The organism is Maribacter antarcticus DSM 21422 (assembly GCF_000621125.1).
GTDB classification, from domain to species: domain Bacteria; phylum Bacteroidota; class Bacteroidia; order Flavobacteriales; family Flavobacteriaceae; genus Maribacter; species Maribacter antarcticus.
Genome location: NZ_JHZC01000009.1, coordinates 24,097 through 40,721 on the forward strand (window position 1 = coordinate 24,097; position 16,625 = coordinate 40,721).

Annotated in this window: 13 protein-coding genes; 1 reads left to right on the forward strand and 12 read right to left on the reverse strand. The window is 37.1% G+C overall.

Annotated elements, in window-relative coordinates; translation table 11 throughout:
- Positions 1 to 8: 8 nt before the first annotated feature.
- The 4 genes from Q360_RS0110120 to Q360_RS0110135 form a co-directional block, all read right to left on the reverse strand.
- Positions 9 to 473, reverse strand: coding sequence for a MarR family winged helix-turn-helix transcriptional regulator (locus Q360_RS0110120; RefSeq protein WP_051554660.1), 465 nt, complete (start codon positions 471 to 473; stop codon positions 9 to 11).
- Between the two features lie 148 nt (positions 474 to 621).
- On the reverse strand, positions 622 to 1,503 hold the full coding sequence (locus tag Q360_RS0110125; RefSeq protein ID WP_027076989.1) for a hypothetical protein: 882 nt from the start codon (positions 1,501 to 1,503) through the stop codon (positions 622 to 624).
- 209 nt (positions 1,504 to 1,712) lie between these two features.
- On the reverse strand, positions 1,713 to 2,588 hold the full coding sequence (locus Q360_RS0110130) for a leucine-rich repeat domain-containing protein (protein WP_027076990.1): 876 nt from the start codon (positions 2,586 to 2,588) through the stop codon (positions 1,713 to 1,715).
- Positions 2,589 to 2,756: 168 nt separating this feature from the next.
- Entirely contained in the window at positions 2,757 to 4,667 is a 1,911-nt protein-coding gene (locus Q360_RS0110135) for an ABC-F family ATP-binding cassette domain-containing protein (RefSeq protein WP_027076991.1), read from the reverse strand.
- Positions 4,668 to 4,841: 174 nt separating this feature from the next.
- On the opposite strand from Q360_RS0110135, the gene Q360_RS0110140 reads away from it, so the two are divergent.
- Positions 4,842 to 5,231, forward strand: a complete 390-nt coding sequence (locus Q360_RS0110140; protein WP_027076992.1) for a DUF983 domain-containing protein — start codon at positions 4,842 to 4,844, stop codon at positions 5,229 to 5,231.
- On the opposite strand, the gene Q360_RS0110145 is transcribed toward Q360_RS0110140, so the two are convergent.
- From Q360_RS0110145 to Q360_RS0110180, 8 genes are all read right to left on the reverse strand, one after another.
- On the reverse strand, positions 5,228 to 6,286 hold the full coding sequence (locus tag Q360_RS0110145; protein WP_316931515.1) for an NAD(P)/FAD-dependent oxidoreductase: 1,059 nt from the start codon (positions 6,284 to 6,286) through the stop codon (positions 5,228 to 5,230). The two genes, Q360_RS0110140 and Q360_RS0110145, sit on opposite strands and share 4 nt — an antisense overlap.
- A gap of 349 nt (positions 6,287 to 6,635) precedes the next feature.
- Entirely contained in the window at positions 6,636 to 7,523 is an 888-nt protein-coding gene (gene porN, locus Q360_RS0110150; RefSeq protein WP_027076994.1) for a type IX secretion system ring subunit PorN/GldN, read from the reverse strand.
- Between the two features lie 61 nt (positions 7,524 to 7,584).
- The gene (gene porM, locus Q360_RS0110155; RefSeq protein WP_027076995.1) at positions 7,585 to 9,144 is read right to left on the reverse strand and encodes a type IX secretion system motor protein PorM/GldM; all 1,560 of its coding nucleotides are present in this window, start codon (positions 9,142 to 9,144) and stop codon (positions 7,585 to 7,587) included.
- Between the two features lie 57 nt (positions 9,145 to 9,201).
- On the reverse strand, positions 9,202 to 9,855 hold the full coding sequence (gene porL, locus Q360_RS0110160) for a type IX secretion system motor protein PorL/GldL (protein ID WP_027076996.1): 654 nt from the start codon (positions 9,853 to 9,855) through the stop codon (positions 9,202 to 9,204).
- A gap of 90 nt (positions 9,856 to 9,945) precedes the next feature.
- Entirely contained in the window at positions 9,946 to 11,313 is a 1,368-nt protein-coding gene (porK, locus tag Q360_RS0110165) for a T9SS ring complex lipoprotein PorK/GldK (RefSeq protein ID WP_027076997.1), read from the reverse strand.
- A 123-nt stretch (positions 11,314 to 11,436) separates the two neighbouring features.
- On the reverse strand, positions 11,437 to 12,594 hold the full coding sequence (locus Q360_RS0110170) for a formimidoylglutamase (protein ID WP_027076998.1): 1,158 nt from the start codon (positions 12,592 to 12,594) through the stop codon (positions 11,437 to 11,439).
- A gap of 104 nt (positions 12,595 to 12,698) precedes the next feature.
- Entirely contained in the window at positions 12,699 to 15,206 is a 2,508-nt protein-coding gene (gene topA, locus Q360_RS0110175; protein WP_027076999.1) for a type I DNA topoisomerase, read from the reverse strand.
- 119 nt (positions 15,207 to 15,325) lie between these two features.
- Complete coding sequence (locus Q360_RS0110180; RefSeq protein WP_027077000.1) at positions 15,326 to 16,594, reverse strand: LVIVD repeat-containing protein; 1,269 nt, start codon at positions 16,592 to 16,594, stop codon at positions 15,326 to 15,328.
- Positions 16,595 to 16,625: the final 31 nt, after the last annotated feature.

Genomic DNA, 16,625 nt, shown 5'->3' on the forward strand with positions numbered 1-16,625 from the left:
TTGGATACTTATTTTAATTCTAATTTTGTTTTAAAATTATTTTGGATTTTTTTTAGGTTCTCTATCATTATGGTTTTATTTTCCACATTTATTCCGTGTTCCATAATATCTATTATTTCTTGAATAATTGGCTTTGTCCTATCGAATACCTTTGCTCCTTCTGAAGTAATAAAAACCTCGTTGTTGCGCTTATCCTCTTCGCTCTGCACTCGCATGATATAATTTTTACCTTCCATTTTGGAAAGTAAACGTGCTAAGGAAGATTTGTCCCTAAATGTTAAGCAAGCAAGTTCATTTTGATTAATTCCGTCCTGTTCGTTCAACGTTTTAAGAACAATCATCTGCTCTTTGGTAATATCTATGCCGTGCGAATCAAAGGCCTCTTGCAAATGATAATCAACAAGTTTTACAGTACTACCCAACCAAGGGCCTATGGAATTTTCAAAATCTATTCGACTTTTTTTTTTTTGCACGTGGCGAAACTACAAAAAAGACATTGGTTGCATATGCAACCAATGTTAAAATAATCATAAAAAGGTTTCTCATTATTGACCTTACCGTAAACAACAAAGAGCCCCTAATGGAGCTCTTTATGTATATCTAGATTACCTTTTGACACTTTTAGTCCTCTACATCCTCAAACTTGGCGTTGGTAATTCGTGTCCGTGATAGTGTGTTAGTACGAAACTGTATGTTTAAAAACTCATCATCACTATCAAATGTTGCCAAGCCCTTAGAGCTTAGGTTAATCAATGCCCTTATAGAACCAAAATTATTCCCCTGTAACTGAACCAATTTCAATTGGGATAAATTGGCAGTGCTTTCCGGAAGATTCCCTTCAAACCTATTGTAAGACAGCACTAGTTCCTTTAAATTTTTCAAATTACCTATATCAGCGGTAATAGTTCCGCTTAATTTATTTCCAAACAGCTCTAAACTTTCTAGCTCTGTTAGTGCAGCAATACCCTTTGGCAATTCACCATCAAAATAATTACTTGATAAATTTAATATCTTTAATTGGCTTGCCTCTCCTATTCCTTCTGGAATAGTACCTTCCAATGAATTATTAAAGAGAGTTAGCTCTCTTAGATTTTTAGCATTTTTAAAACTGCTTGGTAGGATTCCTGATAGGCTATTCATTTCTAATTTCAACTTCTCCAAATAATGCAACTGTACCAATGAAATTGGAATTGGACCAGTTAACTTATTGAACGCTAAATTCAAAACCCTTAAATGGCTAAGATTTCCCATTGAACTTGGAATAGTTCCTTCAAGTCCATTGTGATGAAGATTAATCTCAACAACATGGTTGTTCTCAACAACAACCCCGTGCCAAGTCCCTGCTTTTTTATTAAAATTCCATTTATGAGTCCATTCAGACCCGTTAGTGGCTTCGTAGAACTCCTTAAGAATCTGTTTTTCCTCCTTTGTTATTTTAGCATTAAGCACAATAGAAGCAAAAAAGACCAAAATGATTGTCGTAATCTTTAAAATTTTATTCATAGTCAATACCTTTTAATATAGATCAGATTTGTACTGCCCCATTTGTAAATCGTTTTGTTATCTTCTTAAAGGAATAAAGGATTTACCAAACTATAACGTTTAAATAAACTATTTATGATATTTAATTGCTCTTTTAAGTACACAAAAAAAAGGAGGTGTAAATTACATCTCCTTTTAAACCAAACTAACTATAAAAATGTAAGCTAAACTTAGTCATCAATATCTTCAAACTTAGTGTCTGCCATTCTAGACTTACTTATGTTGATATCCTTAAATTGTATATTTCTATCTTCTCGGTCATAATCGAATACTAAAAACTGTTTTTCATCCATCATTTCCAAATTCTTAAAAGAGGAGAATTTATTATTTTGAATTTGAAATACTTCCAAACTAGCCAATTGTCCAAATTCAGCAGGTATTTCTCCATCCAAATTATTATTGGCTAACACCAACTCTTTAAGGTTTGTGAGGTTACCCATAGTTGCTGGAATAGCTCCTTGCAATGTATTTTCAAAAAGTCCCAAAGTTTCCAATTTATCTAAAGACCCAAGCGAACTTGGTATATCTCCCTTCAAGTTGTTACTGGAAAGGTTTAGTACTTTTAAATCTTTAATGGCCCCGATACTCTCTGGTATACTCCCAGACAAAAAATTATTGAAAGCAGAAATCTCTACTAGACTTACCATTGCTCCAATATCCGAAGGTATTTCCCCTTTAATCCTATTCATTTCCAATTTTAACACCCTTAACCTTGTAAGTTTCACCAAGCTTTTTGGTAACTCACCCGTTATAGCATTAAAAGCAAGATTTAAGCTTGTTAAATGCTCTAAATCTCCTATTTCTTCTGGAATAAGGCCCATCAAATTATTATGGAACAATTCTATTCCAACCACTTGGTTGTTTACTATTTGTACTCCGTACCAGTTACTAACAGGAGCTTTTAAATCCCATTTTTTAACCCAATGATTACCATTGGTACTTTGGTGGAATTCTAGCAAGGCTTTTTTCTCTTTTTTGGAGACCTCCGCACTTGCTACATGAACCATGAGTACTGTTAAAAACAATAAATAATATAGTTTTTTCATGCGTTTTGAGTTTATCAAGATTGCCCTTGCTTTTTATAAAGTTAGGAATTATCCTACAAATTAATACTTATAACGACCAATTGTCTAACTTTATCGTTCAAAGGGTAAAGTTTGTTGTGAAACGCTATTTTTACGTTGTAAAAACGTTCTAAACTGTGGCAAGAAAAATTAAGCTATGGTATCTATCTCCGTAGAAAGCCGTTCCCAATTCTCCATAAGTTGCTCGAGGGTGTCTTTTTTAGCTTGATAGCCATCAAAGAAATTGGGCTTTGCAATAGTCCCATCGTAGTCCATTAGCAAGTCATGGTCTATTATTTTTATCTCCTTTTCTAAGCTAGAAATTTTACTTTCGACTGTACTTAATTGGTTTTTTAGGCTTTTTACTTTCTTTTGGTCTTGAAAGGATGTGTTTTTCTTTTCCACTTTTTTTTCCTCACGTTTTTCCTGCTTCTTTTCTATCGCCCTAAAATCCTCTGCTTTTCGCTGTTGCAAATAAAAATCTACATCACCAAGATATTCCTTTATGACCTGATTCTTAAATTCATATACCTTATTCGTTAAACCCTGTAAAAAATCACGATCATGAGACACAAGTATAAGTGTGCCCTCAAAACTTCTACAAGCCTGTTTTAATACATTTTTAGACTTAATATCCAAGTGGTTTGTAGGTTCATCCATTACCAATACATTAAAAGGCTGCAATAACATCTTAGCCAGTGCCAATCGATTACGCTCCCCTCCTGAAAGGACTTTTACGTACTTCTCTACATCCTCACCACGAAACAGAAACGACCCCAAAATATCCCTAACCTTGCTCCGGTTGGTTTCATTAGCAGAATCTATCATGGTATCTAAAACAGTTTTACTACCATCTAAGTATTCCGCTTGGTTCTGTGCGAAATATCCTATTTGGACATTATGTCCTAATTTCAAATGCCCTTCATGCTCCAATTCTCCTACAATAATCTTGGCCAAGGTCGATTTTCCCTGTCCGTTCTGCCCCACAAACGCAGTTTTACTATCACGCTCTATAAGGAGGTTTATATCGTTTAGTACTTCCTTTGAACCATAATTCTTGGAAAGCTCCTCAATTTCCACAACCACTTTCCCTGGTGTAACGGAAATAGGGAATCTGAGGTTCATGACACTATTATCGTCCTCGTCAACTTCTATACGTTCTATCTTATCTAATTTTTTAATAAGGGATTGCGCCATGGAAGCTTTCGTAGATTTTGCTCTAAATTTTTCTATTAAACGCTCTGCCTGTTGAATTTCCTTTTCCTGATTTTTCTGAGCACTTAGCTGCTGCTGCTTTATTTCATTCCTCAAAACGAGGTATTGCGTATAGGGCTTATTGTAATCATAAATACGTCCTAGAGATATTTCAATCGTCCGGTTCGTAACATTATCCAGAAACATTTTATCGTGCGAAACGATTACTACAGCTCCTGTATAATTATTCAAGAATTGCTCAAACCAAATAATAGATTCAATATCTAAGTGGTTCGTAGGCTCATCCAACAACAATACATCATTACTTTGTAAAAGTAATTTGGCAAGCTCTATTCGCATACGCCACCCACCGGAAAACGTTTCAGTCTTTTTATCAAAATCTTCTCGGTTAAACCCTAATCCTTGTAAAATCTTCTCGGTCTCACCTTGGTAGTTATACCCCCCTAGTATTTCGTAATGGTGGCTTATATCACTCAAATCAATAATCAACTGATTATATCCTTCACTTTCGTAATCTGTTCGTTCTGCTAGTTGATGGTTTATCTCATCTATCTTACCTTCCAATTTCTTGATTTCCTCAAAGGCCTGATAAGCCTCGTCCAAGACGCTTCTTCCTTGCACAAAATCTATATCCTGCCGCAAAAAGCCGATTTTTATATCCTTTTCAACCGCTATGGTACCCTTGTCCAAAGGCATATCTTTGGAAAGTAGTTTCAACAAGGTAGATTTACCTGCACCGTTCTTTCCTACAAGTCCTACCCTATTACCAGAATTTAGGCGGAATGATATTTCTTCAAACAAAAATTCCCCACCAAACGAAACGGAGAGGTTGTGTATATTAAGCATTTAGTTTTTTCTTTTATGCGTTTTATTCGGGCATGAACCCTAATAGCTCGTTTATATTTAAAAGCAATTCTTTATTTCTAATCAATTCAAATTAACAATTCACCAATCGATTTTTACAATCGCTCTAACTATAAATTGAGGTGTAAATCTGTACCTTTATATAAAGTTTTGCAAATGTTAAAAAAAGGAAACAAATTCTACAGTATTTTAACAGGAACTTGTCCCCGATGTCATGAAGAAGGTATGTATTTGGATAAAAACCCATACCATTTGGGGAAAATCTACAAAATGCAAGAGCGTTGCAGCACCTGCGACCTTAAATATAAAATAGAGCCTTCCTTCTTTTATGGAGCTATGTACGTGAGTTACGGATTAGGAATCGCATTTGCCGTAGCAGCCTTTGTAATAGCAAAATTAATCATTGGTACTACGTTAATAAATACCTTTGTAGCTATTATAGGAACATTAATCCTTTTTATGCCTATCATTATGAGGATATCTAGAAATATTTGGATCAACCTATTTATCAAGTACAATCCTAATTTTGCTAAACAGAATACCTAGGCCTTACTATAATCCGAAATATATCTTTTGATATCTATCTCTAGGTTTAAATCGTTTCCTTTTTCTATAGATGAAAACAACTGGTCCGCAGCCCAAGGCCCTATCATGATGCCGTGGGAACCAAAACCGTTAAGCACAAACAGTCTGTCATATTCGGGATGCTGGCCCACCAAGGGTTTTCTGTCTTTTACCGTTGGTCGTATACCTGCCTGATGACCCACTACTTCATATGGGCAATCCAACAAAGCATTTAGCTTTCTAATCAACTCTATTTTCGTATTGTCTGTTGGAAGATTATTGGATGTGTCGCGATCATAATTTGCACCTATCTTGTATAGGTCATTACCTAATGGGATAACAAAGACCGAAGATTTTATAGCATTCTTTTCCTTGAGTTTTAGGCATTTAATAATGAGATATTCCCCTTTGGAACCCTGCATAGGCAAATAATTAAAAAACGGATTCTGCTGTAATCCAAAACCCTCTGTAAAAACAATTTGTTTTGCGGTCATGGAACCATATGTTACATGTGAGCTATTTTGTTCTAAATGAGCATGGTCAAAGGAATCTGAAACCAATAGTCCTTCCCGTTCCAACAAGGTGATATAGCTCTTAAGCGTTAGCGCGGTATCCAGTCTACTTGCATGTAATACATTCCCAAAATCGTAGGGAGCAATCAACCCTTTGTTACTATTACGTACTAGTGTAGGTGACAAGTAGTTCTTTAATTCTTGTTTATCAGCTGCCTCAAACCAAAGGTTCTGTTCTGCTACAGAAGCGAACCTCCTATACACAGGCAGACTAGAAATCAACTTTTTCCCTAAGGTATGCTCTAATTCGTGATAGAAAGAGTTCGCTACTGGAATAAGTGTACTAGCCTGCCAAGCCAGTGTAAAGCGTTTTAGGATAACAGGATTGGAGAGTCCACCTGCCACCATAGAGGCTCCTTGCGAACTATCGTTGAATACTACAAAACGTTTATTATGCTTTCTAAGGGTTTCGCAAAAAGCAGTTCCAGCAAGGCCTAAGCCTACCACAATATAATCTAACATCATGCAAAGGTAGGAAATTGATGAAATTATGGCCTAAAATTTTACGAGCAGCTATTAAGTGAAATGACCTAAGACCACTCCGCTATAACGTATAGCACAAAAGACTTTTGAACTAATTGTATTTATGTCTTTTTACAAGCCTCAAAAAACAAATCAAATACTTAAGAACTTCTCTCCTTGCTTAAAATTTTCGATTGAAGTCAAACGGCATCAGGCTCCTCAAACTATACTGGTATTACACAACTTACTCAATTTCACCTATCATAAATAGAAATTGATTACCAGATATAAAAAAAGCGCTCCGACAAATGTCGGAACGCTTTATACTATTGAATTGGAATATATATTTGGTTTAATAAGACCACATATCTTGTTCTCTATCGCGAATAACCTCTTTGATGCGTTTGGCTTCCAATAACTGGAAGAGTGCGTTATCTGCTATGTAATCACTAACCTTCCGGTCGCCATACACGTTATCTTCTTTGTAAATTACAGCATTAAACCTTCTTGCATTCAACAACATATCAAAAGAAATAGGTTGTGCAGAATTACGTTGGTTAAAGACCTTAGCTTCGTGCAATACCTCACGAGCATCCGGATACCATATCCAGAACAATGGTACCATATCAGGATTATCTTGATCCATGAAATTCACATCCGGTGCAACAGGGGCAATACCTAAAAGACGGTATTTCAATTCTCCTTGTCTTTTATCAAAATACCACATTCCTTTAATACGGTATTCTTCAATCTGCGCGGCAGATATTTCTCTTCGCATAATAAATTCCTCGGAAACTTGTTCTCCAGCATTAATTTGCTCGTATCCATAATCCAAAGTATCTGTTTTCTGTAAGGAGGCAGACAAATCTGCAAAATTCCTCTTTTCGGTAAAGTAAGAATCAGCATAAGCGTCCAATGTACCATTCTTAACGTTCTTCATTAAGACATGATATAAAGACCTTCTATCAGAACCTATATCAATGGTATCTGTTGGATAATACATAGGAAAGTTTACCCTTTCATCCAAATCTATGGTTTCCCATAGCGTTTTGGACCAGAGAATATCCCTATCATCCACATAGCCATATTTCAAAGGAGCGTCATTGTCCACATCTTTCTGGGCTTGTGTCCGCACCCCGACTTCCTGTGGTTTTTTGGCGTTCAAAATATTAGCTTGTGCCATCATGGATGCTGGTAATACTACCAAAACTCCCATTAAAAAAACATTTTTCCAATTCATGTTTGTTTTACTTTAAAATAACTGGGTAACTAAAAGCGCTACCCAGAATCATTTATTCTTACTAGTTTGTTATCTCCACAACTACCGGAGATACTTTTTTAAGTCTGTAACTCTTATTATTAGTGATGTATGCGTTGATATCGAATATCTGCACAATATCTCCTCTTTTAGCTCTTTTGAGTGCTGATTTAGCTCTTGAATCTAGCTTGCTTCCTTTTACGCTAATCGTAGGTTGACCAGGTACTTTGAAGCTAAACCCACTTACCGCTATGTTTAAATCAAAATCAAAATCATCCAAATGAGCGCTTATCGTAGCAATCTCTAAGTTCCTTCTAGGTAATTTTATACTACCTGGTTGTTTACTAACCAATCCTTCTGGTCTTGGAATATCTTTAATCCTAAACTCGGACTTGGAAGATATTGGCTGACCATCTGGAAGTGTTCCAGAAGCTACTATTGTAACAGATCTGCCCGTTCCAGGGTTCATTACGTACTTACTACCACTTATAGCTTTAAGACCTGGAGCAGATGCACGTACTTTATTGTTAGGTATCCCTGGAATAGAAATAGACATTGGGTTAGATACTCCACGGTAAACAACGTTCATTTTATCGGCAGCAATCAACGCAGCATTAGGTTTAGAAATTGTTGCAAAGGAATTCTTTACAGGCACTTCTATCTCCGCACCGTCTTGTTGAAAAAATAATGTACCCGCAATCACATGATCACCGGCAGGACCGGAACCAATCAACATTTTTACACCACCCGCTTCAATTTTGTAGTCCTTACCTGCAGCAAGTTTTCTGCCATCCAACGTTAACTCAGCTCTCACTGGAGTAGAAGAATTATCTGTTTTGCTGATAATAATCTTACCGTCATAATTTTCACCTGAGTAGAAAGCCGACTTACTAGCAAAAAGTGAGGTAGCAAAGTTCTTCAAGGAAACCTGATCTGTAAGCTCACCTGCTAACATAGATTTAAGTGCATCTTCTTCGGTAGATTTAATATCTGCCTGTAATGCCGTTATCTTCGTTAAGGAAGCAATCAATGGAAAATCCTTGTAATGATATTCAATCCAATTTTGCTTTGATTTGTCTCTGGTCAATACTTTCCCGTTTTCGTCACCTACCTCAAAACGAGCTTCTACGGTAGACTTTAATCTTGCAGGTACCAATTTGGCGATTTCCGTACGAAAATCGTTGATTCTCTTCATGAATTCCTGACCACCGTCTGCCAAGTTATCTCCTTGAAAAAAGTGTTGGTTCAAGTAATCCGCCTTATCCATTACTTGGTAATCTGTTGGATCTTCTACACCAACTAACATACCTTCTTTAATGGTTTCTAAATAATCAAAATATTCCTGTGAAAGTGCCTTTATTTGGTTTGCTTTCTGGTATACTTCGCCGTACTTAACCTTATCTTCAGACGCTTTTGTTTCCAAACTCGCTAAAAATTGGTCGTTACTTTCGGTTGTTTTTGAGTTAGACGTCTCCATTTTCACATTCATTAATCCGAATGCGGCGAGTACCTCTTTACTCATATTTAATGCTAGCATACAAATGAAAACCAAATACATTAGGTTTACCATTTTTTGCCTTGGTGATTGTTTTCCTCCTGCCATGTTTCTTAAATTAGATTTTAATTAATACTTAAATTTGGGATGTTGATAAAATCCAATTTAATTTTTGCTCATTGCAGTTAACATACCACCATATACACCGTTCAATGAAGAAAGGTTACTGGACAATGAAGCCATCTGGTCTTTTAATGCACTTGCGTTTTGAACCACTTGCTCGTTAACGCTAGCTTGTTTGCTAGCACTCTCTAATTGTACTTTATAAAGACTGTTCAAAGATTCCATCTGAGAAGCAGCATGTACCATTTCATCAGAATATTTTTTAGTAGATTCCATTGCATCAACAGCTGGAGCAATACCTTTAGTGGCACCTTCAAAATTCTTGATGCTAGAACCTAGGCTCTGCATAAGGTTGGCATCTACACCAGCTTCTTTTAGCATTTCGTCTAATTTTTTAGACAAAGAACCTTCTGCTTCTTTGATTTCATCAGCAGGGTTTTGCTTTGTACCCATGGAGGCAGCTCCTGCTAATTCTGGATAAACCAAAGACCAATCGTACTCATCGTCTATAGGTTCAAATGCACTGATTGCGAAAATAAGTGCCTCTGTAATAAGACCTACCGCTAGTAACAAGCCACCTGTAAGCGGCCCAAATTCCCAGTGAAGGATTTTAAATAATGTACCAATAATTACGATTGATGCTCCTAGGCCATAGGCCATGTTAAATAATTTTTTTGTTGCTTTTGACTGTGCCATGATTTTAATTTAAGGTTTAATACTAAAGATTTGGTTTGAAATTTGATTTGAACTTATGTTGAAAACTATTTTGTATTCTGTTGCTATTATTTATTGTGTGGAATCCTCTTCGCCCATATAATCTTGTACGGTTCTAAAACCTATGTAACTACGAGCGGAATCTGCATACTCATAATCTCTTGTACTCACTTGAAGGAAGTATGCAACATCTTTCCAGGAACCTCCCCTGATTACTTTTCTGGTATTGGACTGGTCTCCTCCGTTGGGATTCATCGTTGATACATAATCATACGCACTTGGGTCGTAACTGGAATTTGTCCATTCAGATACGTTACCCGCCATGTTGTAAAGATTAAAATCGTTTGGTTCATAAGCTTTAGCCTCTACCGTATAAAGTGCCATATCTGCTGCGTAATCTCCACGTTGGGGCTTAAAGTTTGCCATGAAACAACCTGTATCGCTAATCACATAAGGTCCTCCCCATGGATAAGTTCCACTTTCGATACCTCCTCGTGCTGCATATTCCCATTCAGCTTCCGTCGGTAACCTGAATTTATTTACAAATTGCCTATCACGACTCTTCTGATCATCGTTCTTAAACTTTGTTCTCCACTCACAAAAAGCCTTTGCTTGCGCCCATGAAATACCTACAACCGGATATTCACTATAAGCGTCATGCCAGAAATAATCATTGTGCATAGGCTCATTGTACGAATATTCGAAATCCCTTATCCATACCGTAGTGTCCGGATAAATTTCTGTTTCTTCTGTCCGAATAAAGTCTTTTCTACTACCATTACCTTTTATAGAAGCACGTGCGGCAGCTTCAATATCCATCCAGCTGTACTTATATTTTAATTTTGTAACGTCGATACTTCTTTGACCGTTGTACGATTCCTCTTCAGATAAGTAGATGGAGTCGACCATAATTTCAGTGTAATACTCATCTGGATAGTCAGAGACATCCCATATTAAATCTATATCCTTGTTTAACGCTCTTTCTTCATAACCAGTTTCTCCCATCCCGGAATAGTTGTCTAGCATATACTTATCATATGCGGAAGCTTTGGTTGTGTCCGCATCTTTGAAAGCGTACTCACCAATACCGCCGTCATCCCGACCTAGACCTAATCCGTCTGCCAGGATAGCTAATTGGGTTCTTGCGATAGAGTCTTTTACCCACTCCACAAACTGCCGGTATTCACTATTCGTTATTTCTGTATCGTCCATGTAGAAGGAACGAACAGTAACTGTTTTTGTAGGCGCGTTCAAGGTTTTCGCCTGATCCTCCTCACTCTTACCCATGATAAAAGAACCTCTTGGGATAAGTTCCATACCATAAGGCTTTTCAGGATACCATTTTTTTCCTTGGACTCCGACTAGCTCACCTTTCGTTTTAGACCCACAACTTGTGAGTAAAAAAACAAACGCTATAGATGACAACAATAGCTTCTTCATACTTTAGGTTAAATTTCGATTAAGGTTACAAACTGCGAATACATTCATTTATTCTATATTCTAAAACTACGTTTTGAATAAATTATTGTATAAATGCCTTTTATCCCGTAAAATTATTTTTTATTAATTAAAGCCTTTCTTGTAAGCTTTAAACCACCTTTCGGGAATGTTTTGATTGCAAGCATCTAAATAATCCCGCTCTGTGCATGGTAATAACGCAGGTGTATTTGCTTTAGTATGTGAAGTGAAAATTGATGGCACTGCTACCCACCATCTTTGGGTCAAAAGACTTTTGTAGAAAATAAGGTCTTCAGCATCCGAAGGAACGGTATACTTTGTAAAATCCGCTGTCTTTGAATAAGGTGATTCTTTAATTCTGTAATTGACACCTTCTATAAAGTACCATACTATTTGGGCTATAAGCTGCTGAGCTTGTACATTATTCTCCATTTCGTAAATTCCAAAAACAGCGACCTTATCACTAATTCCAGCATATCTGGCTATGGCACAAATTTCTCTACCTGTAAATCCATTAGGAGAAAAGTTAGCAGAAGAAGAAATTTCACTAGCTTGGATAGCCCGTGTATCCAAACTTACCATATGGGCATTTCTTAAGGCAGGTTCCGCCAAGGAAAGATCATTGGCTATTTCACCAAGCCTATAAGCATCAAAAAACAAACGTTCCATTAAATCTACCTCTTCTTGGGCATTAAAATAGCTCTGATATCCTATATTGGAGAAGTTAAAAAGGTTATTAGGTTTATCCGTTATAATCTTGCTCATATAAGAATGTGAGGAAATAAGCTCATCATCTATTCCAAAATCGAATCGGCTGTCTATGGCAACCAAATTTATCATATCCTTGATGCCATCAAAAGCCCTATATGCAGGATAGGTTATGTCTTGAGTTGCGCCAAGTAGTATAGGAATAATGTTTTCCTCCAATAATCCCGCCACTATTTCCTTTACAACAAAATAGGTATCCTCTACCGATTCACCTTCCTCTATATCGCCCAAATCTACAATCGTGGCGTTCCAATTTCCTAATAAAAGCTTATAGAATTCTAACCGAATAGCGGAAACATCTAATTTTTCCAGTTTTTTCTCAAAGGCATTTCGGGATTCTTTTACACCCAATATAGCTACGGTAGCATTCGCTAGTACAGGAAGACCATCATTTACAGTGTGTATATACGTATTCTTGCCGATGGCCTGTGCAGGCAACAGTTCGCAATGCGCTAAGACTTTATCTTCTACTGGAACTAAGAAATCGAAGGCCATTGAATGATTTATGGTTTATGGTTTATGGTTTAAAGTAAATAGAATTTTTTGCTCTAACCATAAATGTAGAGAGAAAACAACATTACTTCCAACTCAAAATTAAGTTACTTTTTAGGTTTTGCTTTTGCTTTTGCTTTCGGCTTGGCTTTTGCCTTTTTCTTAGGGGTCTTTTTCTCTACAAGTTCGGAAGCTTGTTTCAAGGTCATTTTGGTAGCATCGACAGATTTAGCCAACTCTACCTTTATTTTACCCTTTATAATATTATGACGCCCCCATCGTGCTTTTTCTATTCGGATACCTTCTTCTTCCCAGTTTTGCACCACTTTATCTATCTCCTTCTGCTTTTTTACCTCAATAAGTTCTACAATATCCTCCTGCGAAAGATTATCAAAATCATACTTCTTATTCACATTAATGAACATGCCGTCCCATTTGATGAAGGGTCCAAACCTACCCGAGCCCTTTTGCACACCTTTGCCTTCATATTCCGTTACAGGTGCATCCGCCTTTTCTTTTGCAATGATTAATTCTATAGCGCGATCCATCACAATTTCCATTGGATCATCACTTTTTTCCATAGAAATGAACTTTTTACCGAATTTAACATAGGGTCCAAACCTTCCTACATTAGCCTCAACCTCTTCACCTTCATAAACGCCAAGTTTCCTTGGTAATTTAAAGAGATTCATCGCTTGTTCATAGGTTATGGTATTCAAAGACTGGTCTGGTAATAAGCTTGCAAACGTGGGCTTTTCTTCATCGTCTACAGTACCCACTTGTACCATTGGTCCAAACCTCCCTAAACGCACAGATACCTGTTTTCCGGTTTTTGGATCTTTCCCCAGAATACGCTCGCCGCTTGCGCGATCCGCATTTTCTTCTACGTCCAGCACATTGGGATGAAAATCTTTATAAAAGTTTTTCATCATTTTCTTCCAATCCTCGTCACCAGAGGCAATTTCATCAAAATCCTGCTCTACCTTGGCAGTAAAATTATAATCCAATATAGTTGCGAAATTAGCAACCAAAAAGTCCGTTACAATCATACCTATATCCGTTGGCACCATCTTCCCTTTTTCGGATCCTACCATTTCCGAAAGTCCTTTTTCTTGTATACTACCAGCTTCTAATACCAGTTGGTCATATTTCCTCTCGGAACCTTCTACGGTTCCTTTTTCAACATAACCTCTATTTAATATCGTAGAAATTGTTGGCGCATAGGTAGATGGTCTTCCTATACCTAACTCTTCTAATTTTTTTACTAAAGTCGCTTCTGTAAAACGATATGGTGGTCTTGAGAAACGTTCGGTTGCCGAAATGTAATTGTTTTGTAATGCTTCACCTATCTTCATTGCTGGCAACATACCTTCTTGCTCTTCGGCAAGATCCTCATCATCTACACCTTCCATATAGACTTTTAAGAAACCGTCAAATTTTATAACCTCCCCATTGGCAGTAAATTCTAAATCGTGTTTATCTGCCTGTATTTTTACATTGGTTCGCTCCAATTGGGCATCGCTCATTTGAGAAGCAATAGTCCTTTTCCATATTAAATCATACAATTTAGATTGATCTCTTTCTAAAGACGGAGATTGATTACCCATTTCGGTTGGTCTAATGGCTTCATGTGCTTCCTGAGCTCCTTTAGATTTTCCAGTGAAACTCCTTATATTACTATATTTCTCGCCGTAGTTCTTAATAATAGCATCCTTAGCGGAAGTAATGGCTTCGCTAGAAAGATTAACACTATCGGTTCTCATGTAGGTAATGAGTCCTGCTTCATATAAACGCTGAGCCACTTGCATGGTCCTCCCTACGGAAAAATATAACTTCCGTGATGCCTCTTGTTGTAAGGTCGATGTTGTAAAAGGTGCTGACGGCGATTTCTTGGCAGGTTTTTTATCTAGCTTTCCTACCGAAAACCCAGCTCCAATATTTTTTTCTAAAAAGGAATTTGCCTCTTCCTTTGTACTGAAGCTTTTACCCACTTTTGCCGTAAACACACTCCCAGTACCGGTTTTGAACTCGGCCGATATTTTAAAGGCACCTTCTGGAGTAAATGCTTCTATATCTCTTTCTCGCTCTACAATAAGGCGCACTGCAACAGATTGCACACGACCGGCAGATAGGCCTGGTTTAATTTTTTTCCATAGCACCGGAGATAGTTGATACCCTACCAACCGGTCTAACACACGCCTTGCTTGTTGTGCATTTACCAGGTTGTAGTTTATTTCTCTTGGATTTTCAATTGCTTTTTGAATGGCACTTTTAGTAACCGAGTTAAAAACAATACGTTTTGTCTTTTTCTTGTCCAACCCCAATTCTTCTGCCAAGTGCCAAGAAATTGCCTCTCCCTCACGATCTTCATCACTGGCCAACCAAATCGTATCGGCCTTTTTAGCTAAATTCCTTAATTTTTTCACCAAAGCTTCTTTGTCCTTGTCTACGATATACTTAGGCTTAAAGTCATTGTCTACGTCTACCCCTAATTCCTTGGACGGTAAGTCGGCAATATGACCAAAACTGGATTCTACCTTAAAATCCTTTCCTAGAAATTTTTCAATGGTCTTTGCTTTCGCGGGGGACTCGACAATTACTAAATTCTTAGCCATGTATTACATATTAGTGAACAACAAAAGTAGTCGAATTTTTTAATTTCATACGACCATAACTCTTTATGAATAAAAAAACACCCCTAAAAATAGAGGTGTTCCGTTATATTTTATGCTTCTTAGTTCAAATTAACCGTACTTAATAATCTTATATTATCATCAAGATATTCATATTGGCGCAAGGTTTCTCCGCCGATCATCAAAAGGGACTTTTCCAATGGAATGACGTCATAAGCTTCTATATTTTCATAATGATTCACTGGCACAAGGTTTGGTGCTTTGCTCTTATCAAATACCTTTAGGCCATCGCTTCCGTCACAAACAAACAACTTATCTCCCTTTATACCTAGTCCATTAGGCCCGGCCATAGGGTAGATTACCTTAAGTTCTGGATTTTTTAAATTTGAAATATCAACAATATATAGGCCACTTTCTGTATTACCGCAGAAATTACCACCCTTTAAAGTAACATAGGCATAACTACCATCTACAACCACGGGGTCACAAGCGGTACCGTGTCTAAATTCGGAAATGAATTCCGGTTTTGCCGGATTCTTAATATTATATATATACATTCCTTGTCTGCCGCCTATAAAAAGTACATCACCTTGATTGAAAATGGTTTCGATATCCCACGCCACCTGCACATCATCGAGTACTTTGGGTGCTGCTACATCAGAAATGTCAAAAATATTAATAGTACTATAGTCCACTACGTAAAGAAAATCTCCTACTATCTTAAAACGTGCCATAGAACCTCCTTGCCCTACGGAATATTGCGATTCGCCTCCGCCACTATCGGAATTAGCAAGCATGTCGTCTCTAAAGTTATTAAATTGAGCCTCATATTCCGAAACGGGCCTTCTTTCCGTGTTTACCTCCCATCCAATGACAATATCGCTATCATAATCGATTTCGGAATAATCATAAATATCGGCCTGAGGAAACTCGGTACTGGCCAACCAGATATCATTATTATAAATCGCATTTACAATACGGTTGCCTAGTTTTATGTCGGTTATATTTGAAATATCAAAAATAACCAAGTCACCATAGCTATCTGCAAATAATTTATCGTCCTTAATCGAAATATCATAATTACCTTCCAACTTTATAAAGGCAATACTTTGCGGTGCTGAAGGGTTTTGATTATTTATCACATGGAATCCGCGATCTACGTCATTTACAAATATATAATCCTTGTAGGCATAGATCTTACCCGAAGAAATTATAGACGTTGGGCCTTCAATATCAATAGCTTCCGCTTTAAAGGCTATCGCATCCATTATTACAGGTCTTGCCACAAGATAATCCCTGTGCGGACCATCATCATCGCAGGAAAAAATCGACAGTACTACTACTAGCAATAAAAAAAAGCTACGTATCATTTTTTTAAATTTATTAGGTTATACCATTTAG